Annotated in this window: 20 protein-coding genes and 2 tRNA genes; 9 read left to right on the plus strand and 13 right to left on the minus strand. The window is 39.2% G+C overall.

What is annotated here, in order from left to right; all coding sequences use genetic code 11:
* Nucleotides 1-73: 73 nt before the first annotated feature.
* On the minus strand, nucleotides 74-265 hold the full coding sequence (locus FBD94_RS17730; RefSeq protein WP_090780871.1) for a cold-shock protein: 192 nt from the start codon (nucleotides 263-265) through the stop codon (nucleotides 74-76).
* Nucleotides 266-744: 479 nt separating this feature from the next.
* Here FBD94_RS17730 and FBD94_RS17735 point away from each other — a divergent pair, with 479 nt between their 5' ends.
* Entirely contained in the window at nucleotides 745-1,422 is a 678-nt protein-coding gene (locus FBD94_RS17735; RefSeq protein WP_136881195.1) for an ATP-binding cassette domain-containing protein, read from the plus strand.
* A gap of 284 nt (nucleotides 1,423-1,706) precedes the next feature.
* The gene (locus FBD94_RS17740) at nucleotides 1,707-2,438 is read left to right on the plus strand and encodes a hypothetical protein (RefSeq protein ID WP_136881196.1); all 732 of its coding nucleotides are present in this window, start codon (nucleotides 1,707-1,709) and stop codon (nucleotides 2,436-2,438) included.
* 80 nt (nucleotides 2,439-2,518) lie between these two features.
* On the opposite strand, the gene FBD94_RS17745 is transcribed toward FBD94_RS17740, so the two are convergent.
* From FBD94_RS17745 to FBD94_RS17780, 8 genes are all read right to left on the minus strand, one after another.
* Nucleotides 2,519-2,605, minus strand: a tRNA-Ser gene (locus FBD94_RS17745).
* A gap of 158 nt (nucleotides 2,606-2,763) precedes the next feature.
* The gene (locus FBD94_RS17750; protein WP_136881197.1) at nucleotides 2,764-3,177 is read right to left on the minus strand and encodes a DUF6691 family protein; all 414 of its coding nucleotides are present in this window, start codon (nucleotides 3,175-3,177) and stop codon (nucleotides 2,764-2,766) included.
* A 4-nt stretch (nucleotides 3,178-3,181) separates the two neighbouring features.
* Nucleotides 3,182-3,739, minus strand: coding sequence for a YeeE/YedE family protein (locus FBD94_RS17755; protein ID WP_136881198.1), 558 nt, complete (start codon nucleotides 3,737-3,739; stop codon nucleotides 3,182-3,184).
* Nucleotides 3,740-3,812: 73 nt separating this feature from the next.
* The gene (locus tag FBD94_RS17760) at nucleotides 3,813-5,129 is read right to left on the minus strand and encodes a sensor histidine kinase (protein WP_136881199.1); all 1,317 of its coding nucleotides are present in this window, start codon (nucleotides 5,127-5,129) and stop codon (nucleotides 3,813-3,815) included.
* A gap of 82 nt (nucleotides 5,130-5,211) precedes the next feature.
* A tRNA-Ser gene (locus tag FBD94_RS17765) sits at nucleotides 5,212-5,301 on the minus strand.
* A 103-nt stretch (nucleotides 5,302-5,404) separates the two neighbouring features.
* Nucleotides 5,405-6,487, minus strand: coding sequence for a fatty acid desaturase (locus FBD94_RS17770; protein WP_136881200.1), 1,083 nt, complete (start codon nucleotides 6,485-6,487; stop codon nucleotides 5,405-5,407).
* Nucleotides 6,488-6,573: 86 nt separating this feature from the next.
* Entirely contained in the window at nucleotides 6,574-8,187 is a 1,614-nt protein-coding gene (locus tag FBD94_RS17775; protein ID WP_235884547.1) for a putative Ig domain-containing protein, read from the minus strand.
* A gap of 9 nt (nucleotides 8,188-8,196) precedes the next feature.
* Nucleotides 8,197-9,813: a hypothetical protein gene (locus tag FBD94_RS17780; protein ID WP_136881201.1), complete on the minus strand. Its 1,617-nt coding sequence runs from the start codon at nucleotides 9,811-9,813 to the stop codon at nucleotides 8,197-8,199.
* 144 nt (nucleotides 9,814-9,957) lie between these two features.
* Between FBD94_RS17780 and FBD94_RS17785 the strand changes: the two genes are divergently transcribed.
* Nucleotides 9,958-10,485 (plus strand): GNAT family N-acetyltransferase, encoded by a 528-nt coding sequence (locus FBD94_RS17785; protein WP_136881202.1) that lies wholly within the window; start codon nucleotides 9,958-9,960, stop codon nucleotides 10,483-10,485.
* Nucleotides 10,486-10,494: 9 nt separating this feature from the next.
* Here FBD94_RS17785 and FBD94_RS17790 read toward each other — a convergent pair whose 3' ends face one another.
* From FBD94_RS17790 to FBD94_RS17800, 3 genes are read right to left on the minus strand one after another with little or no spacing between them, the layout of a single operon-like run.
* Entirely contained in the window at nucleotides 10,495-11,661 is a 1,167-nt protein-coding gene (locus FBD94_RS17790; protein ID WP_136881203.1) for an FAD-dependent oxidoreductase, read from the minus strand.
* A gap of 28 nt (nucleotides 11,662-11,689) precedes the next feature.
* Complete coding sequence (locus tag FBD94_RS17795) at nucleotides 11,690-12,442, minus strand: helix-turn-helix domain-containing protein (protein WP_136881204.1); 753 nt, start codon at nucleotides 12,440-12,442, stop codon at nucleotides 11,690-11,692.
* 10 nt (nucleotides 12,443-12,452) lie between these two features.
* Nucleotides 12,453-13,583 carry a DEAD/DEAH box helicase gene (locus tag FBD94_RS17800; protein ID WP_136881205.1) on the minus strand — a complete coding sequence of 377 codons (1,131 nt, stop codon included), beginning with the start codon at nucleotides 13,581-13,583 and terminating at the stop codon, nucleotides 12,453-12,455.
* A gap of 99 nt (nucleotides 13,584-13,682) precedes the next feature.
* Between FBD94_RS17800 and FBD94_RS17805 the strand changes: the two genes are divergently transcribed.
* The 5 genes from FBD94_RS17805 (at nucleotide 13,683) to pstB (ending at nucleotide 17,858) form a co-directional block, all read left to right on the plus strand.
* A complete protein-coding gene (locus tag FBD94_RS17805) occupies nucleotides 13,683-14,468 on the plus strand; it encodes a CHAD domain-containing protein (RefSeq protein WP_131612791.1) in 786 nt (261 codons plus the stop codon).
* Nucleotides 14,469-14,529: 61 nt separating this feature from the next.
* Nucleotides 14,530-15,363: a substrate-binding domain-containing protein gene (locus FBD94_RS17810; RefSeq protein WP_136881206.1), complete on the plus strand. Its 834-nt coding sequence runs from the start codon at nucleotides 14,530-14,532 to the stop codon at nucleotides 15,361-15,363.
* An 8-nt stretch (nucleotides 15,364-15,371) separates the two neighbouring features.
* Nucleotides 15,372-16,262, plus strand: coding sequence for a phosphate ABC transporter permease subunit PstC (gene pstC, locus FBD94_RS17815; RefSeq protein ID WP_136881207.1), 891 nt, complete (start codon nucleotides 15,372-15,374; stop codon nucleotides 16,260-16,262).
* Complete coding sequence (pstA, locus tag FBD94_RS17820) at nucleotides 16,259-17,104, plus strand: phosphate ABC transporter permease PstA (RefSeq protein WP_169472346.1); 846 nt, start codon at nucleotides 16,259-16,261, stop codon at nucleotides 17,102-17,104. The genes pstC and pstA overlap by 4 nt, the downstream gene beginning before the upstream one ends.
* Nucleotides 17,097-17,858, plus strand: a complete 762-nt coding sequence (gene pstB / locus FBD94_RS17825) for a phosphate ABC transporter ATP-binding protein PstB (protein WP_131612788.1) — start codon at nucleotides 17,097-17,099, stop codon at nucleotides 17,856-17,858. Before pstA ends, pstB begins: the two co-directional genes overlap by 8 nt.
* Before the next feature lie 119 nt (nucleotides 17,859-17,977).
* Here the strand turns inward: pstB and FBD94_RS17830 are convergent, their stop codons facing one another.
* Complete coding sequence (locus tag FBD94_RS17830) at nucleotides 17,978-18,739, minus strand: LytR/AlgR family response regulator transcription factor (RefSeq protein WP_225874856.1); 762 nt, start codon at nucleotides 18,737-18,739, stop codon at nucleotides 17,978-17,980.
* A gap of 364 nt (nucleotides 18,740-19,103) precedes the next feature.
* Between FBD94_RS17830 and FBD94_RS17835 the strand changes: the two genes are divergently transcribed.
* Nucleotides 19,104-19,592 carry a hypothetical protein gene (locus FBD94_RS17835; RefSeq protein ID WP_131612787.1) on the plus strand — a complete coding sequence of 163 codons (489 nt, stop codon included), beginning with the start codon at nucleotides 19,104-19,106 and terminating at the stop codon, nucleotides 19,590-19,592.
* Nucleotides 19,593-19,652 lie beyond the last annotated feature (60 nt).

Here is a 19,652-nt window from a genome sequence, read left to right on the forward strand (position 1 = left end):
GCTGTGAATTGTAAAAAAAGCTCCGTAAATCAAGTATTTACGGAGCTTTTTTTGAATAAAGGTTAGTATTAACTTAGGCTCTTTTAACCTGAGTTGCGTTCAATCCTTTTTTACCATTTTCTACTTCATAGCTAACTTTATCGTTTTCTCTAATTTGATCGACAATTCCTGTTACATGTACGAAGATTTCAGGTTCACCATTATCTGGTACGATAAAGCCAAAACCTTTTGATTCATTGAAAAATTTTACTGTTCCTTGAGGCATTTTGTTTAGTTTAAATTTGTAATTATGATTACCATAACAACATCGTTATGGGATTGTTTTGTGTTTTTTTTCTATTGTATCATAAATGTGATATTTAAATGTACAATAAAAATAGTAATAGTCTATACTTCAAGTAGATTTATTGGATAAAATTATAAACTTTAAATATTTATATTGTCATGATAATAGATTAATCGGATGCGTATACTATATGGTTTATGTTTTTTTTATAAAAAACTTATTATCCCTTCATTTGTCGTTTCAATTGTGCTGTCGTTTCTTACGATGAAGCGCATTGATTTATACGCTGGTATCGGAATTTCATTTATCTTTTTGACCCCTGCATTCCATTATTTTATCTATGAAGTTAGAAACCCTAATGAATACTATTTTTATTATAATTTAGGTCTGAGCAAACTTGCTTTATGGATAAGTACTATAGTTGTTAGCCTGATTATTGGTTTGTTATTTCTAATGTTATGAGTGGATTACATGTTGATAGCGTTAGGAAACAGATTGGAGATAAACAAATCCTCAATGATGTTTTTATCTCTTGTAAACCAGGACAAATTGTTGGTCTTTTGGGGCGAAATGGATCTGGAAAGTCTACATTACTAAAGATTATGTTTGGGTCGTTAGCCGCTGAGTATAAGTTTGTGACTATTGATGATAGTAAGCTAGATTCGTTATACGGTAATAGAAAACTAATCCATTATTTACCCCAAGACAATTATCTGCCTAACCATATTAAGATAAAAAGCATAATCCATTGTTTTTGTAATAAAGAGAATGCGGCCGTGCTTGTCGAGAATGATTTAATTAAACCCTTTTTGCAAAAGAAAATTAAAGAGCTCTCGGCGGGTGAAAATAGGATTTTGGAGATTTTATTAATGGTTCATTCCGAGGCAACATATTTATTATTTGATGAACCTTTTAATGGTGTTTCTCCATTATGTGTCGAAATTCTGAAAGACCTTATTAAAAAGCATTCAAAAGATAAAGGGTTTATAATTACTGATCATGATTACGAAAATGTACTAGATATTTCATCAACTGTCATTTTGATGGATAATGGAAATACTAAAGTGATCAAAGAATTTAAAGAGTTAATACAGTTTGGATATTTACCGGCGGGATCTCTGAGTCCTATTTTATAAACGTAATTTGGTAATATTTTTTCCTGTCATTATAGGTGTTGGTTCCATGGCTGTAGAAATGGGAATTACCATAAACTCCGTTAAAACACATCTCAGGTTGGCTAATAAAGCTTTGAGAGAAGAACTTGTAGGATCCAAAACCTATGTGATGAACGTATTGTATGCTTAATTTTTTTGTTGCTTTTTTAACTTAGTGCGTTAAGTAGCTAATGTATTTTGTTGTTTACAATTCCATTTTTGGGTCGGGTTTTGTGTAGCATTACATACACACAAATATAACCGATATGAAAAAATTATTTATTATCGCAATGGCTTGCTATGGCTTTAGCGCTCGTGCCCAGTTGCGCGAATCCAAGGACTTTTTGTACCTCTACTCTGATTCTATTATCTACGCCAGAGATATTAAAATCCGGCCAGATTTTTCAGGGAATCTACGAGTTAGAGTCGATTCGAGAAATGTTCCGATAGCACAAGTCAAATTTCTAAATAGTAAGGATGGTTTTTTTGCCAATACCAGAAAAATTGGGATTATACGTACTGCGGGCTTCGCAGAGCGAATTATTGAAGGGCGGATTAATGTTTTTCAGGACAGAACATTATCATATACCCCTTTTGTCTATGATGCACACCATACAAATGAGATGCATTATCCATCCGGAGCTGCACCATCAGTAAGTGCCAACCTGTATTATAATACCGGCTATGCTGATTTGAAGATGTTAAATTACGTTAATCTGAAGAAGGACATGGCCGACAATCCTCAGAGTATGGATATGCTTTACGCTTACAGAAGAAGTATGAATACAACTAAATTTCTTTACATAGCTGGGGCTGCGTCTATTTTGGCTGCGGGGCTAACTTCTATGGGAGGAGGTGAAAGCGCCTATTCAACGAGTAGGTTTACAACGGGAGTCAGTTTAGGGGCCTTAGGCTTGGGATTGATCGCTGGTGGGTACCTAAAGAGTGTTGCTGCTAAAGGGAAGCTAGAAACTGCGGTAGACATCTACAACCGGTAACAAGCGAATAACCCCCCTTCAAAAACAAAAAAGCCTGAGATCTTACGATTTCAGGCTTTTTGTAGGTTTTGATACCTTAGCGGAGAGTGGGGGATTCGAACCCGCGGACCCTTTGACAAGTCAACAGTTTTCAAGACTGCCGCAATCGACCACTCTGCCAACTCTCCGGCGCAAAAGTACAAACTTCAGTCTATTTTACAAACTAAGATTCAAATAAATTTCATTTTCCTTCAGAATGGCCATTTGATTGTGTTTAAAGGCTATTTAATTATATTTAAAGGGCTGAAATATGTTACGTTAATCCCTATTTTTCTCCTACGGCATTTTAATGTGGTAGTTTATTTTTAATAACTCCGTAAAGGTAAGTTCCAATCAATGCGCCTAACACAACAATTCCCATAGTCCAGTAGCCGTATCCGATATTGACAAACATCGGACCCGGACATGCTCCTGTTAGTGCCCATCCCAGACCAAAAATTGATCCGCCAATCAGGTAACGTGGCCAGCCTTTATCCTTATCAGGGAAAATAATTGGCTCACCTTGAGTATCTTTTAGTTTGAACTTTTTAATCAGATATACCGCAATCGTACCAAGCACTACAGCTGTACCTATTATTCCATACATATGGAAGGATTGAAAGCGAAACATTTCCTGAATCCTGTACCAGGATATAGCTTCAGACTTGGCCATGATGATGCCAAATAGTATTCCTGCAATTATAAATTTTAGGCCTTTCATGTCGTTAAAAAATTAATGGTAGTAAATAATGAGTCATGATCAGTCCCCCAGCAAAAAATCCTACTACTGCTATCAGCGAAGGAAGCTGTAAGTTTGATAAACCACTAATGGCATGACCTGAAGTACAGCCACCAGCATACCTTGAGCCGAAGCCAACCAGGATTCCACCCAGGAACAAGATGAATATTCCCATTGGGGAGCTCATAGCTTCAGGACCAAAAATCTGTGCCGGATTTAGTTGCCCATCGAATTGAACACCAATTTCTTTCAGATCCGAAATAGTCGAGGCCGATAAACGGAGTGATTCACCACTATTAAGTAATGTTGCAGCGATTACTCCGCCCAGTACAGAACCCAAAAGAAATAAAAGATTCCACTTTTGTGTTTTCCAGTCAAAGTCGAAAAACTTTACTCGTTTGCCCGCTCCGGCGATGGTACACATGGTTCTCAAATTCGAAGAGAACCCAAATGACTTCCCGAAAAATAAAAGTAAAACCATAATTGTAGCGATGGCAATCCCGGAAGTATACCATGGCCAAGGTTGTCTCAATAAATCAAGCATGATGTTTTTATATGGATGCAAATTACGAATTAACTAATTCTATACCTAAAATGTTTGCAGAATGCGATGGAACTCAGTCGTTAATTAACGCTAAACTGACAAAGAAATTGGTTCCTTTGTTCAATTCGCTTTCAAACCAGATTTCTCCATTTTGCAATTCTACATAGGTTTTAGTTAGTTTTAACCCTAAGCCTACACCTTTTTCTTTATTGGTTCCATAAGTCGCATTACTCTTTAATGAAAATATGGACGACTGCTGATCCTGTGCAATACCGATCCCATCATCCTTTATGGATAAGATACATTTGCCATTCAGACTAGATATACTTAGGGCAACTGTTCCGCCCGGTAAAGAAAATTTTATAGCATTGTTTAATAAGTTCCTGACAATGAGCTGCAGCATATCTGGATCTGCAATTACCTTAAGGTCTTTATCTGCCGAAAAAATAAGATTGATTCCTTTCTCCTTCGCCATGCTTTTTTGCAAATTGACAGTGTGTTTTAAGGTTTTATAAATAAAAATTGAACTTAGATTTACCTTAATTTCATCCATTTGATCCTTGGCCCATGACAATATATTCTGAAGCATTTCTGAGGTTTGCCTGGTAGAGGAGAGTAGTTGCCTTTCGATTTCCACTTTTTCTTCATTATTGAGATCCATTTCATTAAGTAGAGAGAGGTAGGTTTCTATAGATGATAGTGGAGCATTGAGATCATGGGCAACGATTGAAAATAATTTGTTTTTGGTTTGGTTGCTGTTTTCTAAAGCAATAAGGCTGTTTTTTGCCAGTTCTTTCTCACGATTGTAGTTTTTTTTCATATACATCGTAATGATGGATATCAGAATGACAACTTCAAAAAATGTTTGTGCTGTATCTAAAAGTTTATGCTGTTTGTCAACATAAATTGTTTTTACCATTTCAGGATGTAAATATTCAATGGTTAAAAGAATAGCCAGGAAAATGATGTTTAATGGTATCCATATCCAGAATTGCTTTTTTGGGGTTACCGTACTGAGGATGAAAATGATGACGATAAATGTAAAGAGGTTGACCCCGTTGGATCCATCTGCTACAAAATAAGTCCCTCCGCAAAGTAGGTTAAATGAGATGGCAAATATTCCAATAGCTATGTTTAATTTATCCTTATATCGCGACAAATAGTAACCGAATAACAAAACGGCAATTAAAGGGAGCATTAGGTAACCATATAAATCTAAGCCAATTGCGAAATTTATGATGGCATTTAAGGAGGCTACAATGGCGGCAAAAATACTGACGGCATTAAAGATCCGGGATTCCATGGAATAACGCAATTCGTCTCCAATCAATGCAGACCATTTTTTTTTTATCTGGTTTGGGAACTTCAATTTAGGGTGAGCTAAATTCAAATATAGAAAATAATACCCTTCAAAAACAAAAAGCCTGCAAATCTTATGATTTGCAGGCTTTTTGTAGGTTTTGATACCATTTTGGCGGAGAGTGGGGGATTCGAACCCGCGGACCCTTTGACAAGTCAACAGTTTTCAAGACTGCCGCAATCGACCACTCTGCCAACTCTCCGGCGCAAAAGTAGAAATCTATACTGGCTTTACAAACTTTGATTTGAAATTAACCATATTCCTACTGATCCTCAGAGAGAATAATTACTTTATAGTTTTAATATCTATTGATTTCCTTCCAATACGCCAGATTTTATAGGCTGCTGACTGGCTTCTTTTAGCTTACTTTCCTGATATGGCTCAGCAAAACGGAGGCGAAACTCTTGTTTTGAATCATGATAGGAGGTAATCATCCCCATTTTTTTTCCCGACCAAATGTAATACCATGCAAGGTCAACCTGATGCGTTAAAAATCCAGTCCTGGCACTTTTTGGATACAAGTGATGGTTGTTGTGCCATTCGCCTGCAACTATACCTGGCCATAGCTGGTTAATGGACATGTCGTTTGTATTGAAATCCGTTCCTTCTCGTCTTTTGTCTTCACCTTTCCCATGACCTTCATAATTGAAAGTCCTTACACCAACAGCCCAAAAAGCAGCGGCACCAAATACGGTACAAGCCATGGGATGTCCGCCTATAAGGAAGAAGATAAGGTACCAGAAAGCCCAGTTTAGTAAACATAGTGCAATGGCTACTGTAGGATTGGTAACAGAGCCCCATTTAAGGTACTGACTGAAAGTATTGGCCTTTACTCCTGTATGACGCATCAATTTAACCGTGCTGTTATAATCCTTTTCAGAAAGGTCTTTTGCTATAGGTTGATGGTTTGCATCTGCTAGGAAGCAGTACAAGAAGCCACCAGAAGCATTGTACGGATCGCCAGGTTGATCTGATTTGGCATGATGAACATGGTGTGAAACCACATAAATCTCTTCAGGGATCATACTGATCGTTAAATTCTGGGTAATAAATTTCCAGAAATCATTCTTGAAGGTGTATGCCTGATGCGTACAATAGCGATGATGCCATATCGTTCCATGTGTTCCCATTAAAATCATGCTGTAAACAAAGAAGACAAGCAGGAGTGTTAAACTGAAAAACTTAAACACGAATAATAAAAATAAGGGGATTAGAATCAGCACCCTTATCCAGCTGAAAAACGGCAACCAGTTTTTTTTACATCGAAATACATTTAATCGCTTAAAGAATTCTTTAAAAAGTTGTTTTGGAGATGGCTTACTCAGCGCTCCCTCACTATTGGTCCAACCATAAGACGGCGGATCAAGTACTCTATCCAAATAGGCCATGAATTAAAATTTTGCTGAAAGATACAATCCAAATTTGACATAAATATGATTATTTGCTAGTAAAATTTGTAATTCTTCTTTTAAAGCTACTTTCCTGATGTCGATTGGGCTCTACTATTGCCTGGATATACCTTTATAAAACGAACACCATGCGGGTTAACCTCCGTTGAAAATTCTTGGTCAGATTGGGCAACATCCTGCTGTCTCCATAGATCACGCACTTTTTGTTCACCGCGCAGACCTAAGGTTTTCCAACTCACCGTCATCTTCTCCATTTTTTTTCCAAGATTAAATAGCCCTACAGCCATAGCACCGTCCTCAAGTGGTTTAGCATACACAACCGTTTCAGCATTCTGAGCAACCATCATCCCGAACTTGCCCAATGGATCTTGATTCACATCATTAACTTCATCGTTAGTCAGCAAACTGATCGTAAAATCATCCAATTGGGCCATATCACAACCGATGAGCAATGGAGAAGAAAGCAAGCACCACAAACTGATGTGCGTATATTGCTCGTCAGCTGTTAGCTTTGTATAATGTAGTTTAGGTCCCCAGCCCACCATACCTACAACCAGCATATCCGGGTCTACCCAATGCCCAGGACCAGAAAAAGGAGCCCATTTTGTTTGGTTGAAGCCCAATTGACACATTCTTTCCCAAGTATCCTTAATGTCACCAGTAGTTCTCCAGCTATTGGCCATTTTTTCCCATTGCGTTGCATCGCCATAAGGGGCACTGTTCGATAAGCTATACACCACATCGCGCTTGTAAGCGCGTAAAGCATCCATCATCTCTTTAACATGGTACACATCATTAGGGTTCCAATCGTATTTCAAATAATCCATACCCCAGTCATTCCATTGCTGTACATCATTTTTTACAAATGAGTATTTACCATGATGGTAGTTTATACCATGCTTTTCTTTTCCCTGCGGATCAACAAATCGATAAAATTCATTGTGTTTACCTTGTTTCAGCCAGTCGTATGTACCATTAGGATTGTCCGAGTAGGCACCCACATGCCCTGCGTATGTTCCAACCCATGGTCCGGAGTAAATGCCTATTTTCAATCCCATACTGTGTACATCATCAGCCAATGCCTTCATGTCCGGGAATTTAGTATTGGGCTGTACCGCATTGTATTTCCCACCACGTAATCCCTGCCATCCATCATCTATGTTGATGTATTGCCAACCATGATTAACCAAACCCTTTTCTACCATTGCTTTCGCCGAACTCATCACCTTTTCCTGGCTCACGGCGTCACCCCAACAGTTCCAGCTGTTCCAGCCCATCGGAGGCGTTAGTGCTATTTGATCTCCAACGACAATACGAAAGCTTCGTTTTGATTCTCCTAATGCGTTCTTAGCAGAAAGCGTTACCTCGTATTCACCACGTTTCAGCAGCGTTCCTGTTATCCGGCCAGTATTGGGATCTATATTTAATCCTTTCGGTAAATTCTGTGCGCCAAAGTGCATCGGACGAATACCTGTAGCAGGGATGGTATAAAGGAATACTGAGCCGGGACGTACGCCAAATATTTTAGCGCCATTGATTCGTGGAGTTTCAGCCGGCGCAGGGGTAAGGATGTATTTCTTTAAGGTATCCGGAGCACCTTGTGCTTTTGCCATGTTGTTGGTTAGGCATAGGATTCCGAAAGAAAGTAAGCATGTTGTTATAATCTGTTTCTTCATCATAATTCTTGTTTAGTATCCGATTGCTTTTAAAGCTGGTTTACCCAAGCGTTCCTGTAACTGCGTTAAATATAAGCTTGAAGGACCAACGGGAACATTTTGAGAGTCAAAGATGCCTTCCGGTAGCGTAGGGCCTGAGTTGTTAAAAGGTCTTGGCAATGGCATACTTCTTCCTTTGCTGCCGATTACCCAATTGTAAGTACCCGGAGGGATTTGATTTACATAGCTGCTGGCTTCACAATTCCAGGCCACAGACCATGCAGTTCCCCAACCATGACCAGAACCCATACTGCCCCTATTTTTGAAGTCCATCCCACCATTTGGCGCTTTACAGTTATCTAAAAGCATACCTGTGCTCCAGCGTTGATGTCCTTCAATACGGCCATTGCCTACAAAATTGCAATTCAAGAAAACGATAGGGCCTGTTTGCCCGGCTCCTAAAGCGACATACCAAATGTTATCGCCTTCTACCGAACAATGATCTAACAGGACTTGTCCAGCGTTTGGTGCAAATTCTGCTGGTTTTGAAGCTCCCTCATGTAAGGCCTTACGAACAACGGCTACACGTTGGATGGTAATCCTGCGGCCGCCAACTCCAACACTTTCCATAGTTTCCATCAAGTCCAGATCTTTCATCCAGCAATCCTCACCATTCAGTCTCACTGCATAGTAAAGCGCTTTGGTGTGGTTAATGGCTTGTGGCGGAGATACAATGCGCAGGTTTTCTAAACCAGCTTGTTTAAGCCGTTTTACATCATTTGCCAATACCAAGGTAGTTTCATCATTGGTGTAGTTTGCGTCATAGGAATCCACCAAAGGGACATCCAGCGTGATTTTTTGTCCCTTTATGGCCGCAATACGACGTTCAGTAATCAACAATGAACCTGCTTTAATCCAGGTTTGAGGCTTTCCGTCACGCACTAAATCATTCATTTGCATAAACTCTACCCATTTGTCCGTAACTGGTTTTCTAACTTCTACCTGATCTCCAACTTTAAATTGAGATGCATCAACTACGGTAAAGCTCATACTTCCTGCGGGTAGGTAATTATCCGTTATTTTAACTGCTTTTTCACTTTCAGTAGCATTGCCCAAACGGTTGCCAATGCGTTGATTAACTCCATTTGATAAAGTGATTGCTACATGCTTTTCACCACTCATCAAAATCACACTTCCCGTGGATGATTTGCCGCTTCCACGAAGTACAACGCCATCAGCCGTAATCTTTATAGTTTTGGAACAAGGGTAGATTCCAGGGGCTAATAAAACAGTTCCACGAAAGCCATCCTTAGCTAAGGGCATTGCTGATACTTTGTCAATAGCCGCTTGAATTAGCGCTGTGCAATCTGCATTCGCATCACTTAACGGCTTTACTGTCACTTTTACTGTTACATTAGGTAGCGCCACACCGCCACCCATATAGCCAGCATAAGAGAAGTCCATGATCCGATCGCCCTTAGGACTTTTTTTATAAACCAGTTTGCCATCAGCGCCAAGGTAAACCCATTCACTTTTTCCTGGCTCTTTTTCTTTTTTTGGATCTGTAGCCCATGCAGAAGCATTGGTCAGCATTAAAAATAACATCAAGCTTACTTTTACTTGCGAAATTCTTGAATCAATATATTTCATAAATTAATTGTTTTTTTATCAGGGATAAAATCATGAAATTGTGCTGTATCTAATGATATAGCTAACAACGAACTTACATAAGAAGGATTGGTGTTTTATATTGAAAAATAGCTTTATGATCAGTTATCTTAACATAAAAGGAGCATGAATAATACGTTTGATAGACAGGAGGAATTAGAAGACGACCTTATCCAGATCATACCCTTAAAAGCGGAGCATTTTGAAGCTTTATATCGGGTTGCTTCAGACCCCTTGATTTGGGAGCAACACCCTAATAATGATCGCTATCTTCGTGTGGTGTTTGAAGCCTTCTTTGAGGGCGCATTAGCATCTGAGGGGGCCTATCTGGTGTTAGATAAAGAGACTGGCGAAGTTATTGGAAGTTCCAGGTATTATGATTTTGATGAAGAGAAAAAGGTCATTGCTATTGGTTTTACTTTTATTGCCAGACAATTTTGGGGAGGAACTTATAACTCAGCCTTAAAAAGGCTAATGATGAATCATGCCTTTGAATACTTAGATGCTGTTATTTTCCACGTAGGAAGTCAAAATTTACGTTCCCAAAAGGCTGTAGAAAAACTTGGTGCTAAAAAGATTGGCGAACAGGTAGTTACGCCAATCAAGTTAAACTACATTTATCAGCTTACTAAAGCTGATTGGATCTCGCGGTAATTGATTGTGTTACGAAGGGGCGTCAAACATGGCCATCATCTTCGTTATTGCATCGTTATCGTGCATCCATAAGGTATTCTCAAGGGATCCTTTCGCAGCTTCAGCTGCTCTAATGCGCATTTGGTTTTCGTAATTGGCTATGGCAGTTTGTAGCGTTTTATATTCAGGATTAATCAGGTGTTCAGACAATTCCAGTGCATCTAACATGGCCATATTTACACCTTCACCGGCATAAGGAGGCATAAGATGCGCTGCATCACCTAGCATGGTTAAATTGGATAAGGCATCCCAGGTCTGATTCAATGGAATACAATACAGCGGTCTCGGTATAAAAGGAGTCTCCGCATTTTCAAATAATTCCTGCCAAATGTTATCCCATTCTGCAAATTCATGCTTAAACCAATTTAGGATGCTTGCTTTATCCGAAAAATCCAGTTCATATTGGCTTGACCAATTTTCGGGAGCTCTGAAACCTGCATAAAAAGCCACACTTCCGTCGCCTTTTGAACTGACGATTATCGTTTTTCCGGTACCAAAACCAAATATTTTACCATCTTTTAATAACTCGAAAATACGGGGCACCTTGTGCTGAGCATCATATATGCTGCCTTCAATAGCAGTTACGCCCGAGTAAACTGGCTTGAGTGGCGTAATCAAATGCCTGATTTTTGAATTCGCACCATCTGCTGCAATCACCAAATCAGCGGTAGCAAGATTACCATTTTGAAATTCGACTGTCCAAGTGTTACCGGTTTGCTGCATAGATTTAAACTGACTATTCCATAAAACGGTATCCGGATCTAAAGATTCTAATAAGATTTTCCTCAATGGACCACGGTCAATTTCCGGTCGGAAATAGGGATTGCCAAATGTTTCCTCCGGCTGATCATCCGTATGCTGGTCGTAAAAGATATTGGCTTGGTGATCTACAATACGCATTTTGTCAGCACCGGGCCGGTAATTAGCTTTGAAAGCATCCATCAGTCCAGCTTTTTCTAAAGCTTTCAAGCCTGAATCATCATGTAGGTCAAGTGTAGCTCCTTGTACTCTTGCATTTTTATTTAGGTCTCTTTCGTAAACCTTTACTTCTGCACCATTCATTTGCAGTAGTCTCGCCAATGTGAGGCCACCCGGGCCGCCACCTACGATGGCTATTTTTATATTTTTAGTTAGCATTTTGAATATGAGTTTAACTGAGGTAAAACTACTGCTTCTTCAATGCTGCTAATTGTATAAATCGGTCGTTTTTGTTTTTAGAGAGTTCTCCTGGAGCTACTCCCGAGAATTTTTTGATCTCTCGAATAAAATGGGCCTGATCGGTATAGTTTTGTTCCGGAAAAAGTCGCCCATCGTTGAGTTGGTTAAACGAAGCGCTGAATCTTAATAGGTTGCAATACAGTTTCAGGGAAATGCCGAATTGCTGATTAAAATATCGGTTGATCTGCCTGCTGCTCCAATATACCTTCTCGGATAATTCTTTAACAGTCAATGCGCCGTTTGAGGAATAGATGAGCTCAAAGAGTTTCCGTTTTCTTTCGTCTATTTTTCCCTTGATCAATTCCTTTATTTTGTTGGAAGCTTTGAAGTGAAAACTATCAAAATCATTCAGGTCATCCTGGCTAAATCCCCAAAAATCAGGCAGAAGCGGTCGGCCCTCATTAACCAAATCTGCGATGCTGGTTTTTAATAAGTATTCAATAGCCAATAACTTAAAGCTGATGGCAAAAATGACCATTTTAGGGTTAAGGGACGTTTGACCCGCCTCATTTTCTAGTCCCATGAGCATAATGTGAAATGGTTCTGATAAAGAGCGGGATAGGGAAATATCTATGGTAGCATTGGGTAATACTACTATTTCCTTACTTTCTTCTGAATGATTGACAATCATCCAAAAGCTCTCTACAAAGTCGGACAGCGATGAGTCGGGTTTGATTATTTTATACTCAATGTCATCCATTCATTTCCTGTTATAACATAGTTTCGCTATCGATCATTTTCACCTGCTTCCCCATCTTTTTTTGAATAACTTCAAAATGATGTAGTTCATTCTGGCTTACCAATGAAATTGCGTCACCTGGGTTTTCGGCACGACCAGTTCTACCAATTCGGTGCACATAATCTTTAGGTGATCGCGGCAATTCATAGTTAATCACAAAAGGAAGGAAGTTAATGTCAATCCCTCTGGCCATTAAATCTGTAGCCACCAATACCCTAAGTTTGCCTGATTTAAACAGATATAAAGATTCAGTTCTCGAACCCTGACTTTTCTTGCTGTGAATGGCTTTCGCATCAATGTTATTTTTGCGAAGCTTATTTACTACCGCATCGGCCTGGTGAGTAGAAGAGGTAAATACCAATACTTGTTTCATCTCATGGTGATTAATCAGATAGCGCAAGAAAGGGCCTTTCTTTTCATCCGAAACAATATAAGCCAGCTGATTGATCGTATCTAGCGTATCTTCCCCAGCTTCTATTTTAATCACTACTGGATCATGTAGCAAGATTTGATTAATGTTTTCAATATCAGGACTCAGGGTAGCAGAAAACAATAGGTTTTGACGCTTTTCAGGTAACAGCGCAAGAATTTTGTTCAGCTCTTCTTTAAAGCCAAGATTAAGCATCTTATCTGCTTCGTCTAATACCAATGTTTCGATGCTGGATAAGTGTACCGCATTCGAATCTATTAACTCCAACAACCTGCCGGGTGTAGCAACAAGGATATTTACACCCTGCATACCCATCATTTGCGGGTTGATAGAAACACCACCATATACAGCCAATGTTTTGACTGGCTGCGGAAGCGCCTTAGTAAAAGTCTGGAATACATTTTTTACCTGCTCAGCCAGTTCACGTGTAGGCACTAAAACCAATGCGTTGGCATGGCGATTTTTTAGACCTAAGGATTGTTGTACATTCATTAAAAGCGGCAAAGCATAACCAGCAGTCTTACCGGATCCTGTTTTAGCAATACCTAAAACGTCTTTTTTATCTAGTATGGCTGGTATAGCTGCTTGTTGTATAGGGGTAGGTACGGTAAAATTCTGATTTGCCAGTGCTTTTAATAAAGCAGGTGATAAACCTAAGGACGAAAAAGGCATGTTGTTTAATATTTGCTGTAAAATTAAACAAAAATTGCTCGCTTACGTTAAGAAACTATTTATCGATTTTTTTGTCTTGTTAGGGAATAAGGTTATAGGATGAAAAGGAAGCAGATAAAAAGGTACCTGAAAAAAAGAATGAGGAACATTGAGCAGTATGCCTTGCTCATTATGTATAACGGCGATAAGGAAGCTATACACCAGTTTCGGGTTGAATTCAAGAAACTAAGAGCTTTCGTACGTCTGGTTGGATTAGGTTCTTCGGCAAAGAAAAAGCTAAAGGTACCTTCAAAATTAAAGAAGATCTATAAGTATGCAGGAAGCGTTCGCGATTTGCAGATCTATTATGATCATATCACCCCGTTTTATAATAAAAAAGATGGGTATCCACACCAGGTGTTGCGGCAAATAGCAATAGCAAAATGCAGCCTGCTGATAACCTTAAAGTACTTTCATTTTCGCCGCGTCATCAAACAGATGAGAAGGAATGCACCTAATCGGGTATCAAAAAAAAGGCTGGAGAGGTTTATTCAAAAAAAGTCCCAGGCTATTGATAGATTGATCGAGACAGACACCCAGGACACCCGTTTGCATGTGCTAAAAAAACAACTGAAAGATGTATTGTATACCTTGAAAATATTTCATCCCCCTGTTCAAAACCACTTTCCCATTGCCGGTAAAATGAGTCTGTATGAGTTGAATAAGTTAAGTGATATTTTAAATGACTACCTGGACTGGGTAGTCGGCATAACTTTATTAAATGCGGCCTTATTAACTAGGTTGTCCCTGCATGATAAAGATATCCTGAAAGGGATCAGGAAAAGATGGAGAATTAGAAAAGCTGAAGCTATGGCTCTAGTCAAAGGTAATTTGTTTCACACCTGATTAAGGGATAATTAATGCAACTAATTTGAATATGTAGTATCTTTATAGTAACAAACTGCTTATGAAATGCAATGTAGCCTATTGCTGTATCATTTTATTGTTGGCCTGCAGCAGTAATAATAAAGCCATCAAAGTAAAGGGCTCTGATACCGAGGTAAATCTTGTTGTCAGGCTCGCTGAAAGCTTTTACCTAGTCAACAAAGAATTTAGTGTCGCTATTTCGGGTGGCGGTTCAGGATTGGGCATAGCTTCATTGCTCAACGGACAAGCTGATATTGCCAATTCATCCAGACCTTTAAATACCGATGAGATCAGGATGTTTAAAGATAGAGGAATAAGATTGCGTACCGTAGTTTTTGCGGAGGATGCAACAGCTTTTATAGTTCAAAAGAATTTCCCTTTAGATAGTATTGATGTCGGCGCACTGGGTAAAATCCTTAGTGGGGAGTACAAATCCTGGAAACCGATAACAGGTCAGGACATCAGGATCAATATTTATGGCCGACAAAGCAATTCAGGGACACATTCATTTGTCCGTAAAAAATTAAAAATCCGATTTAGCACCGATGCGAAGGAGATGAATGGCAATGCTCAAATTATGGAGGGGGTAAAAATGGATATTTCGGGGATAGGGTATGTTGGAGCCGGATATATTTTAAAGGACGGTACTGGACAGCCCGTTAAAGTATTAAGGATTTCAGCAAAAAGTGGTCGGCCAGCTATTTCTCCATTGGATCAACAATCAATCATGCAAGGTCGTTATTATTTCCAAAGGCCGCTTTACCAGTTTATTCCAGAAACATCATGGGACAAGGTTGCAGCGTTTGTTGCATTTGAGAAAAGCGGGAAGGGGCGGAAAATTATCCAGGATTCAGGTTATTACATCACTCATTAATTCTTATCATGAAGTTAGGTGTTAGAGAAAGTATTGACAAATCCATAAAGCTAGTTGTAAAAACAACGGGGCTATTGGTGATTGCTATTTTAGGTGGGATTTTTTTTATGCTGCTATGGAATACAATTGCTTTTTTCTTAAAGATACATCCGCTTGATTTTATTACTGGTACACAATGGAATCCTTCTGGGGATCCAGAGGTTTATGGGATTCTTCCCTTATTGGTCAGTACTTGTCTGGTCACTCTTGGCGCTATGGTTATTGCAATACCCCTTGGTATAGGAACCGCTGCTTATTTGTCTGAGTATGCAAGTATGCGTGTTAAAAGTGCATTGAAACCAATGATAGAGATGTTGGCCGCTGTGCCATCTGTAGCCATTGGTTTTTTGGGAATCGTTGTGCTGGGGCCTGGTATTGCAGATATTATCGGACTTTCTAACGGTTTAAATGCCATGAATGGCGCAATTTTATTAGCTGTTATGGCATTACCAACCATCATTACCGTGACTGACGATGCTTTGCATGGGGTTCCAGGTACCTATAGGGAGGCGAGCTATGGCGTTGGGGCAAGTAAATGGCAAACGCTGATTAAGGTGACTATTCCTGCTGCTGGCCCAGGTATTATGGCAGCTGTGATGCTGGGTGTAGGTCGTGCCATTGGAGAAACCATGACCGTATTGATGGCAACAGGAAATGCAGCTGCTTTTCCAAAAGGCTTTTTTCATTCTGTTCGGACCATCACCGCTACTATTGCTATTGAAATGGGAGAGGTGCCTTATCAGACAACTCATTATTATTCACTTTTTGCTATTGCTGCAGTACTGTTCCTGATTACATTAGGCGTAAACCTTACGGGAGAGTATTTTGTTAATAAATTTAGAAAATACCATTCGGCATGATGAGAAAAATTACACCGGTCATAGAATGGGGAACCTTGTTGCTCAGCACTGGCATGGTTTGTTTTTTTATGGTTGTCATCCTTTGGGATTTGATTAGTAAAGGAGCGCCTTCACTTTCCTGGGAGTTTGTTTCTACCTTACCCAGAGCGGGAATGACTAAGGGAGGTATTTTACCTGCAATCATTGGTACGGTGCTGTTGACTATGATCACTGCCCTGGTCTCGGTTCCTTTTGGGATTAGTTGCGCAATTTATCTGAATGAATATGCTACTGATAACTGGCTGACAAGAACCATCAGAGCTTCTATAAGGAATTTGTCGGGGGTGCCCTCAATAATTTACGGACTTTTTGGTTTGGCGCTGTTTGTCCAGGGACTGCAGATGGGAACATCCATGCTATCTGCCGGATTTACGTTGGGCCTGCTTTCCTTGCCCTATGTGATTATTACTACAGAAGAAGCACTTCGTCGCATTCCAGCCAGTACACGTGAAGCCGCATTAGCTGTTGGAGCCACCCAGTTCGAATCGATAAGAGATGTGGTTATGCCAACAGCTTTACCAGGCATATTAACAGGAGTGGTACTCACACTTTCAAGAGCTGCCGGTGAAACTGCTCCTATATTATTTACAGGAGTAGCATTCTATATCAACAATCCTGCAGGCTTCTTAAACCAGGAATTTATGGCGCTGCCCTACCATTTGTATATGCTTTCCACGCAACATCAGGCCATTGAACAGGTTAGGCCATTGGCTTATGGCACCGCACTTGTGCTGATCATCGTGGTATTTTTATTAAACCTAACCGCTTTTTATATTCGGTATAAACACAGTAAAAATGACTAACAAACCGATCAAACTTTCAGGTTCATCTGTTAATGTATGGTTTGGCAGTAAGCAGGTGCTAAAAAATATCAATGTAGAATTTCCAAGAAATCAGGTGACTGCATTGATAGGCCCTTCAGGTTGTGGAAAAAGTACACTGCTGCGGTCCTTTAACCGGATGCACGATCTTTCTCCCGATGCGAGGATTGAGGGGGAGTTTTTATTGGAACAGCAGAATTTATATGAAAAAGGACTTTCTGTTACCGAGGTACGCCGTCGGATTGGAATGGTTTTCCAAAAGGCCAATCCTTTTCCAAAGAGCATTTATGAGAATATTAATTATGGTTTGAAAATTAATGATGTGCCTAAAAATGAGCGTTCTGAGATTATAGAAAACGCGTTAAAGGAAAGCTACATTTGGGATGAAGTAAAGGATGAACTGCAAAAACCTGCTACAAGATTGTCAGGGGGTCAGCAGCAGCGATTATGTATTGCACGTGCAGTGGCATTAAGGCCTGAGGTAATCCTGATGGATGAACCTTGTTCTGCATTGGATCCCTTGAGTACTTTAAAGATCGAAGAACTCATTGTAAAACTTAAGAAAGATTACACCATCGTAATTGTGACACACAATATGCAACAAGCACAACGCATAGCTGATAAAACGGTTTTTATGTATTTGGGCGAAGTTATTGAAGCGGGAGATACGCATACCATATTTCACAATCCTAAAAATGAATTGACCGGTAATTATGTGAAAGGGCATTTTGGGTAAATAAAAAGCGGAAATAGTCAATCCAACTATTTCCGCTCATCTAAATTAACGCTCTCATATACAAAGACGCTAATTCGAGAAGTATATTGTGTTGCCGAACAAATATTTTTATCTCATCGCTATTTTTGTAGGGATAATTTTTTGAGTTGACCAAAAAACTGCCTGCCAATTGGTATTTCGATTTTACCAATCTCTACGTCATGATTGGTAAAGGCAGTAATTCTATTCAGGGAAATGATAAAAGATCGGTGAATTCTCATGAACTGATGATGAGGCAGAATAGATTCTACTGAACTGAGCGACTGTTTAACTAATAAAGGCGTATCCTGATGCCGATATATTTTGATATGGTCCTTAATACTTTCTATGTATACAATGTTTTCAAGAAGAATTTTAACCATTTTCCTGTTGATCTTAAAATATAGGTATTCGCACCAATGACGATCACCTTGCCTTTCTCCAATTTGGCTATCCGTATTAATCACCTTGTTCACTGCTTTTAGGAAGCGTTCCAGGCTGAATGGTTTTAACAAGTAATCTACAGCACCCAATTCAAAAGCTTCAACTGCAAATTCTGGATGCGAGGTGATAAAGATTACCTTTGGGGGCTGAGATAGGGTCCTGATAAAGCTTGTACCCAATAATTCCGGCATCTTTATATCCAGAAAAATCAAGTCAACTCTTTCTGCCTTTATAAATTCTAAAGCTTTAAAAGCACTGTTGCAGGTGGCCACAACTTCAAGTTGATCAACCATTTTACAATACTTTTCAACGCTCTTTAAGGAGAGTTGTTCATCATCTACAATTAAGCATTTCCATATCATGTTCTTACCAATTGATACTCCATTTTTATGCTGCTGTATCATTAATTCGGCCGTCATCCTGAATTTATTTCAGGATCTCGAATATCCTATTCAAAACCTGCTTAAACGAGATCCTGAAATAAATTCAGGATGACGAAGCGCATAAAGAATAGCATAAATCGATTAATGATACAGCAGCAATTAAACTATAACCGAAAATTGAACAATAGGTCAGAATTGATTAAAACGCATAAGATCGAATATTGTTCATAATTAATAAGTATGAGCGGTATGTTTTTGTATACCAAACGCCTATATCTAACTATAAAGCGGTTTATGAGCTTGTATCTGTTGTATGAATTCGTTTAACCGTAGTGTAGCTGTTATTGATTTTTTGGATTGTAAAACGGCTTATATTTAATGTGAATTAAATTTTAAGACGATGAAAAAACAGATGTTTTTTTTATTACTCTGTGGATTGGTATCCCTTCTAGGAATGAATAGCACATCTGCACAGATAAAACTTAGTGAAGTAACCATTCTTGGTACAGCCAGTAGGACCGTAGTTACTAATGCGGTTTCGAAATCATTTAACGAATTATTTAAGGATGCTATAGCACCTCAATGGTATGAAGTAAATAAGAGGTATGTAGTGAATTTTATTATGAATGACCAAAAAAATAGGGCCGTATTTACCAAGGGCGGTTCCTTAGTGTATCATCTGGTTTATGCAGCTGAAAATGAAATTCCTGAAGATGTCAAATCAATTGTGAAAGATAAATATCCTGACTACAAAATAACTTTTTCGGTTCAGGTTGAGCAAGGAGATGCGAAGGTCTGGTTTATAAATGTAGAGGATGCGACCAAGATACTCATCCTTAAGGTTTATAATGATGAAATGACTGTTGTCAATACCATTAAGAAAGCATAAGCAATTATTTTCCATAACATTCATTGGCCACTGACATAGGGTTGTCAGTGGCCATGGTTT

The organism is Pedobacter hiemivivus (assembly GCF_005144565.1).
Classification (GTDB): Bacteria; Bacteroidota; Bacteroidia; order Sphingobacteriales; family Sphingobacteriaceae; genus Pedobacter; species Pedobacter hiemivivus.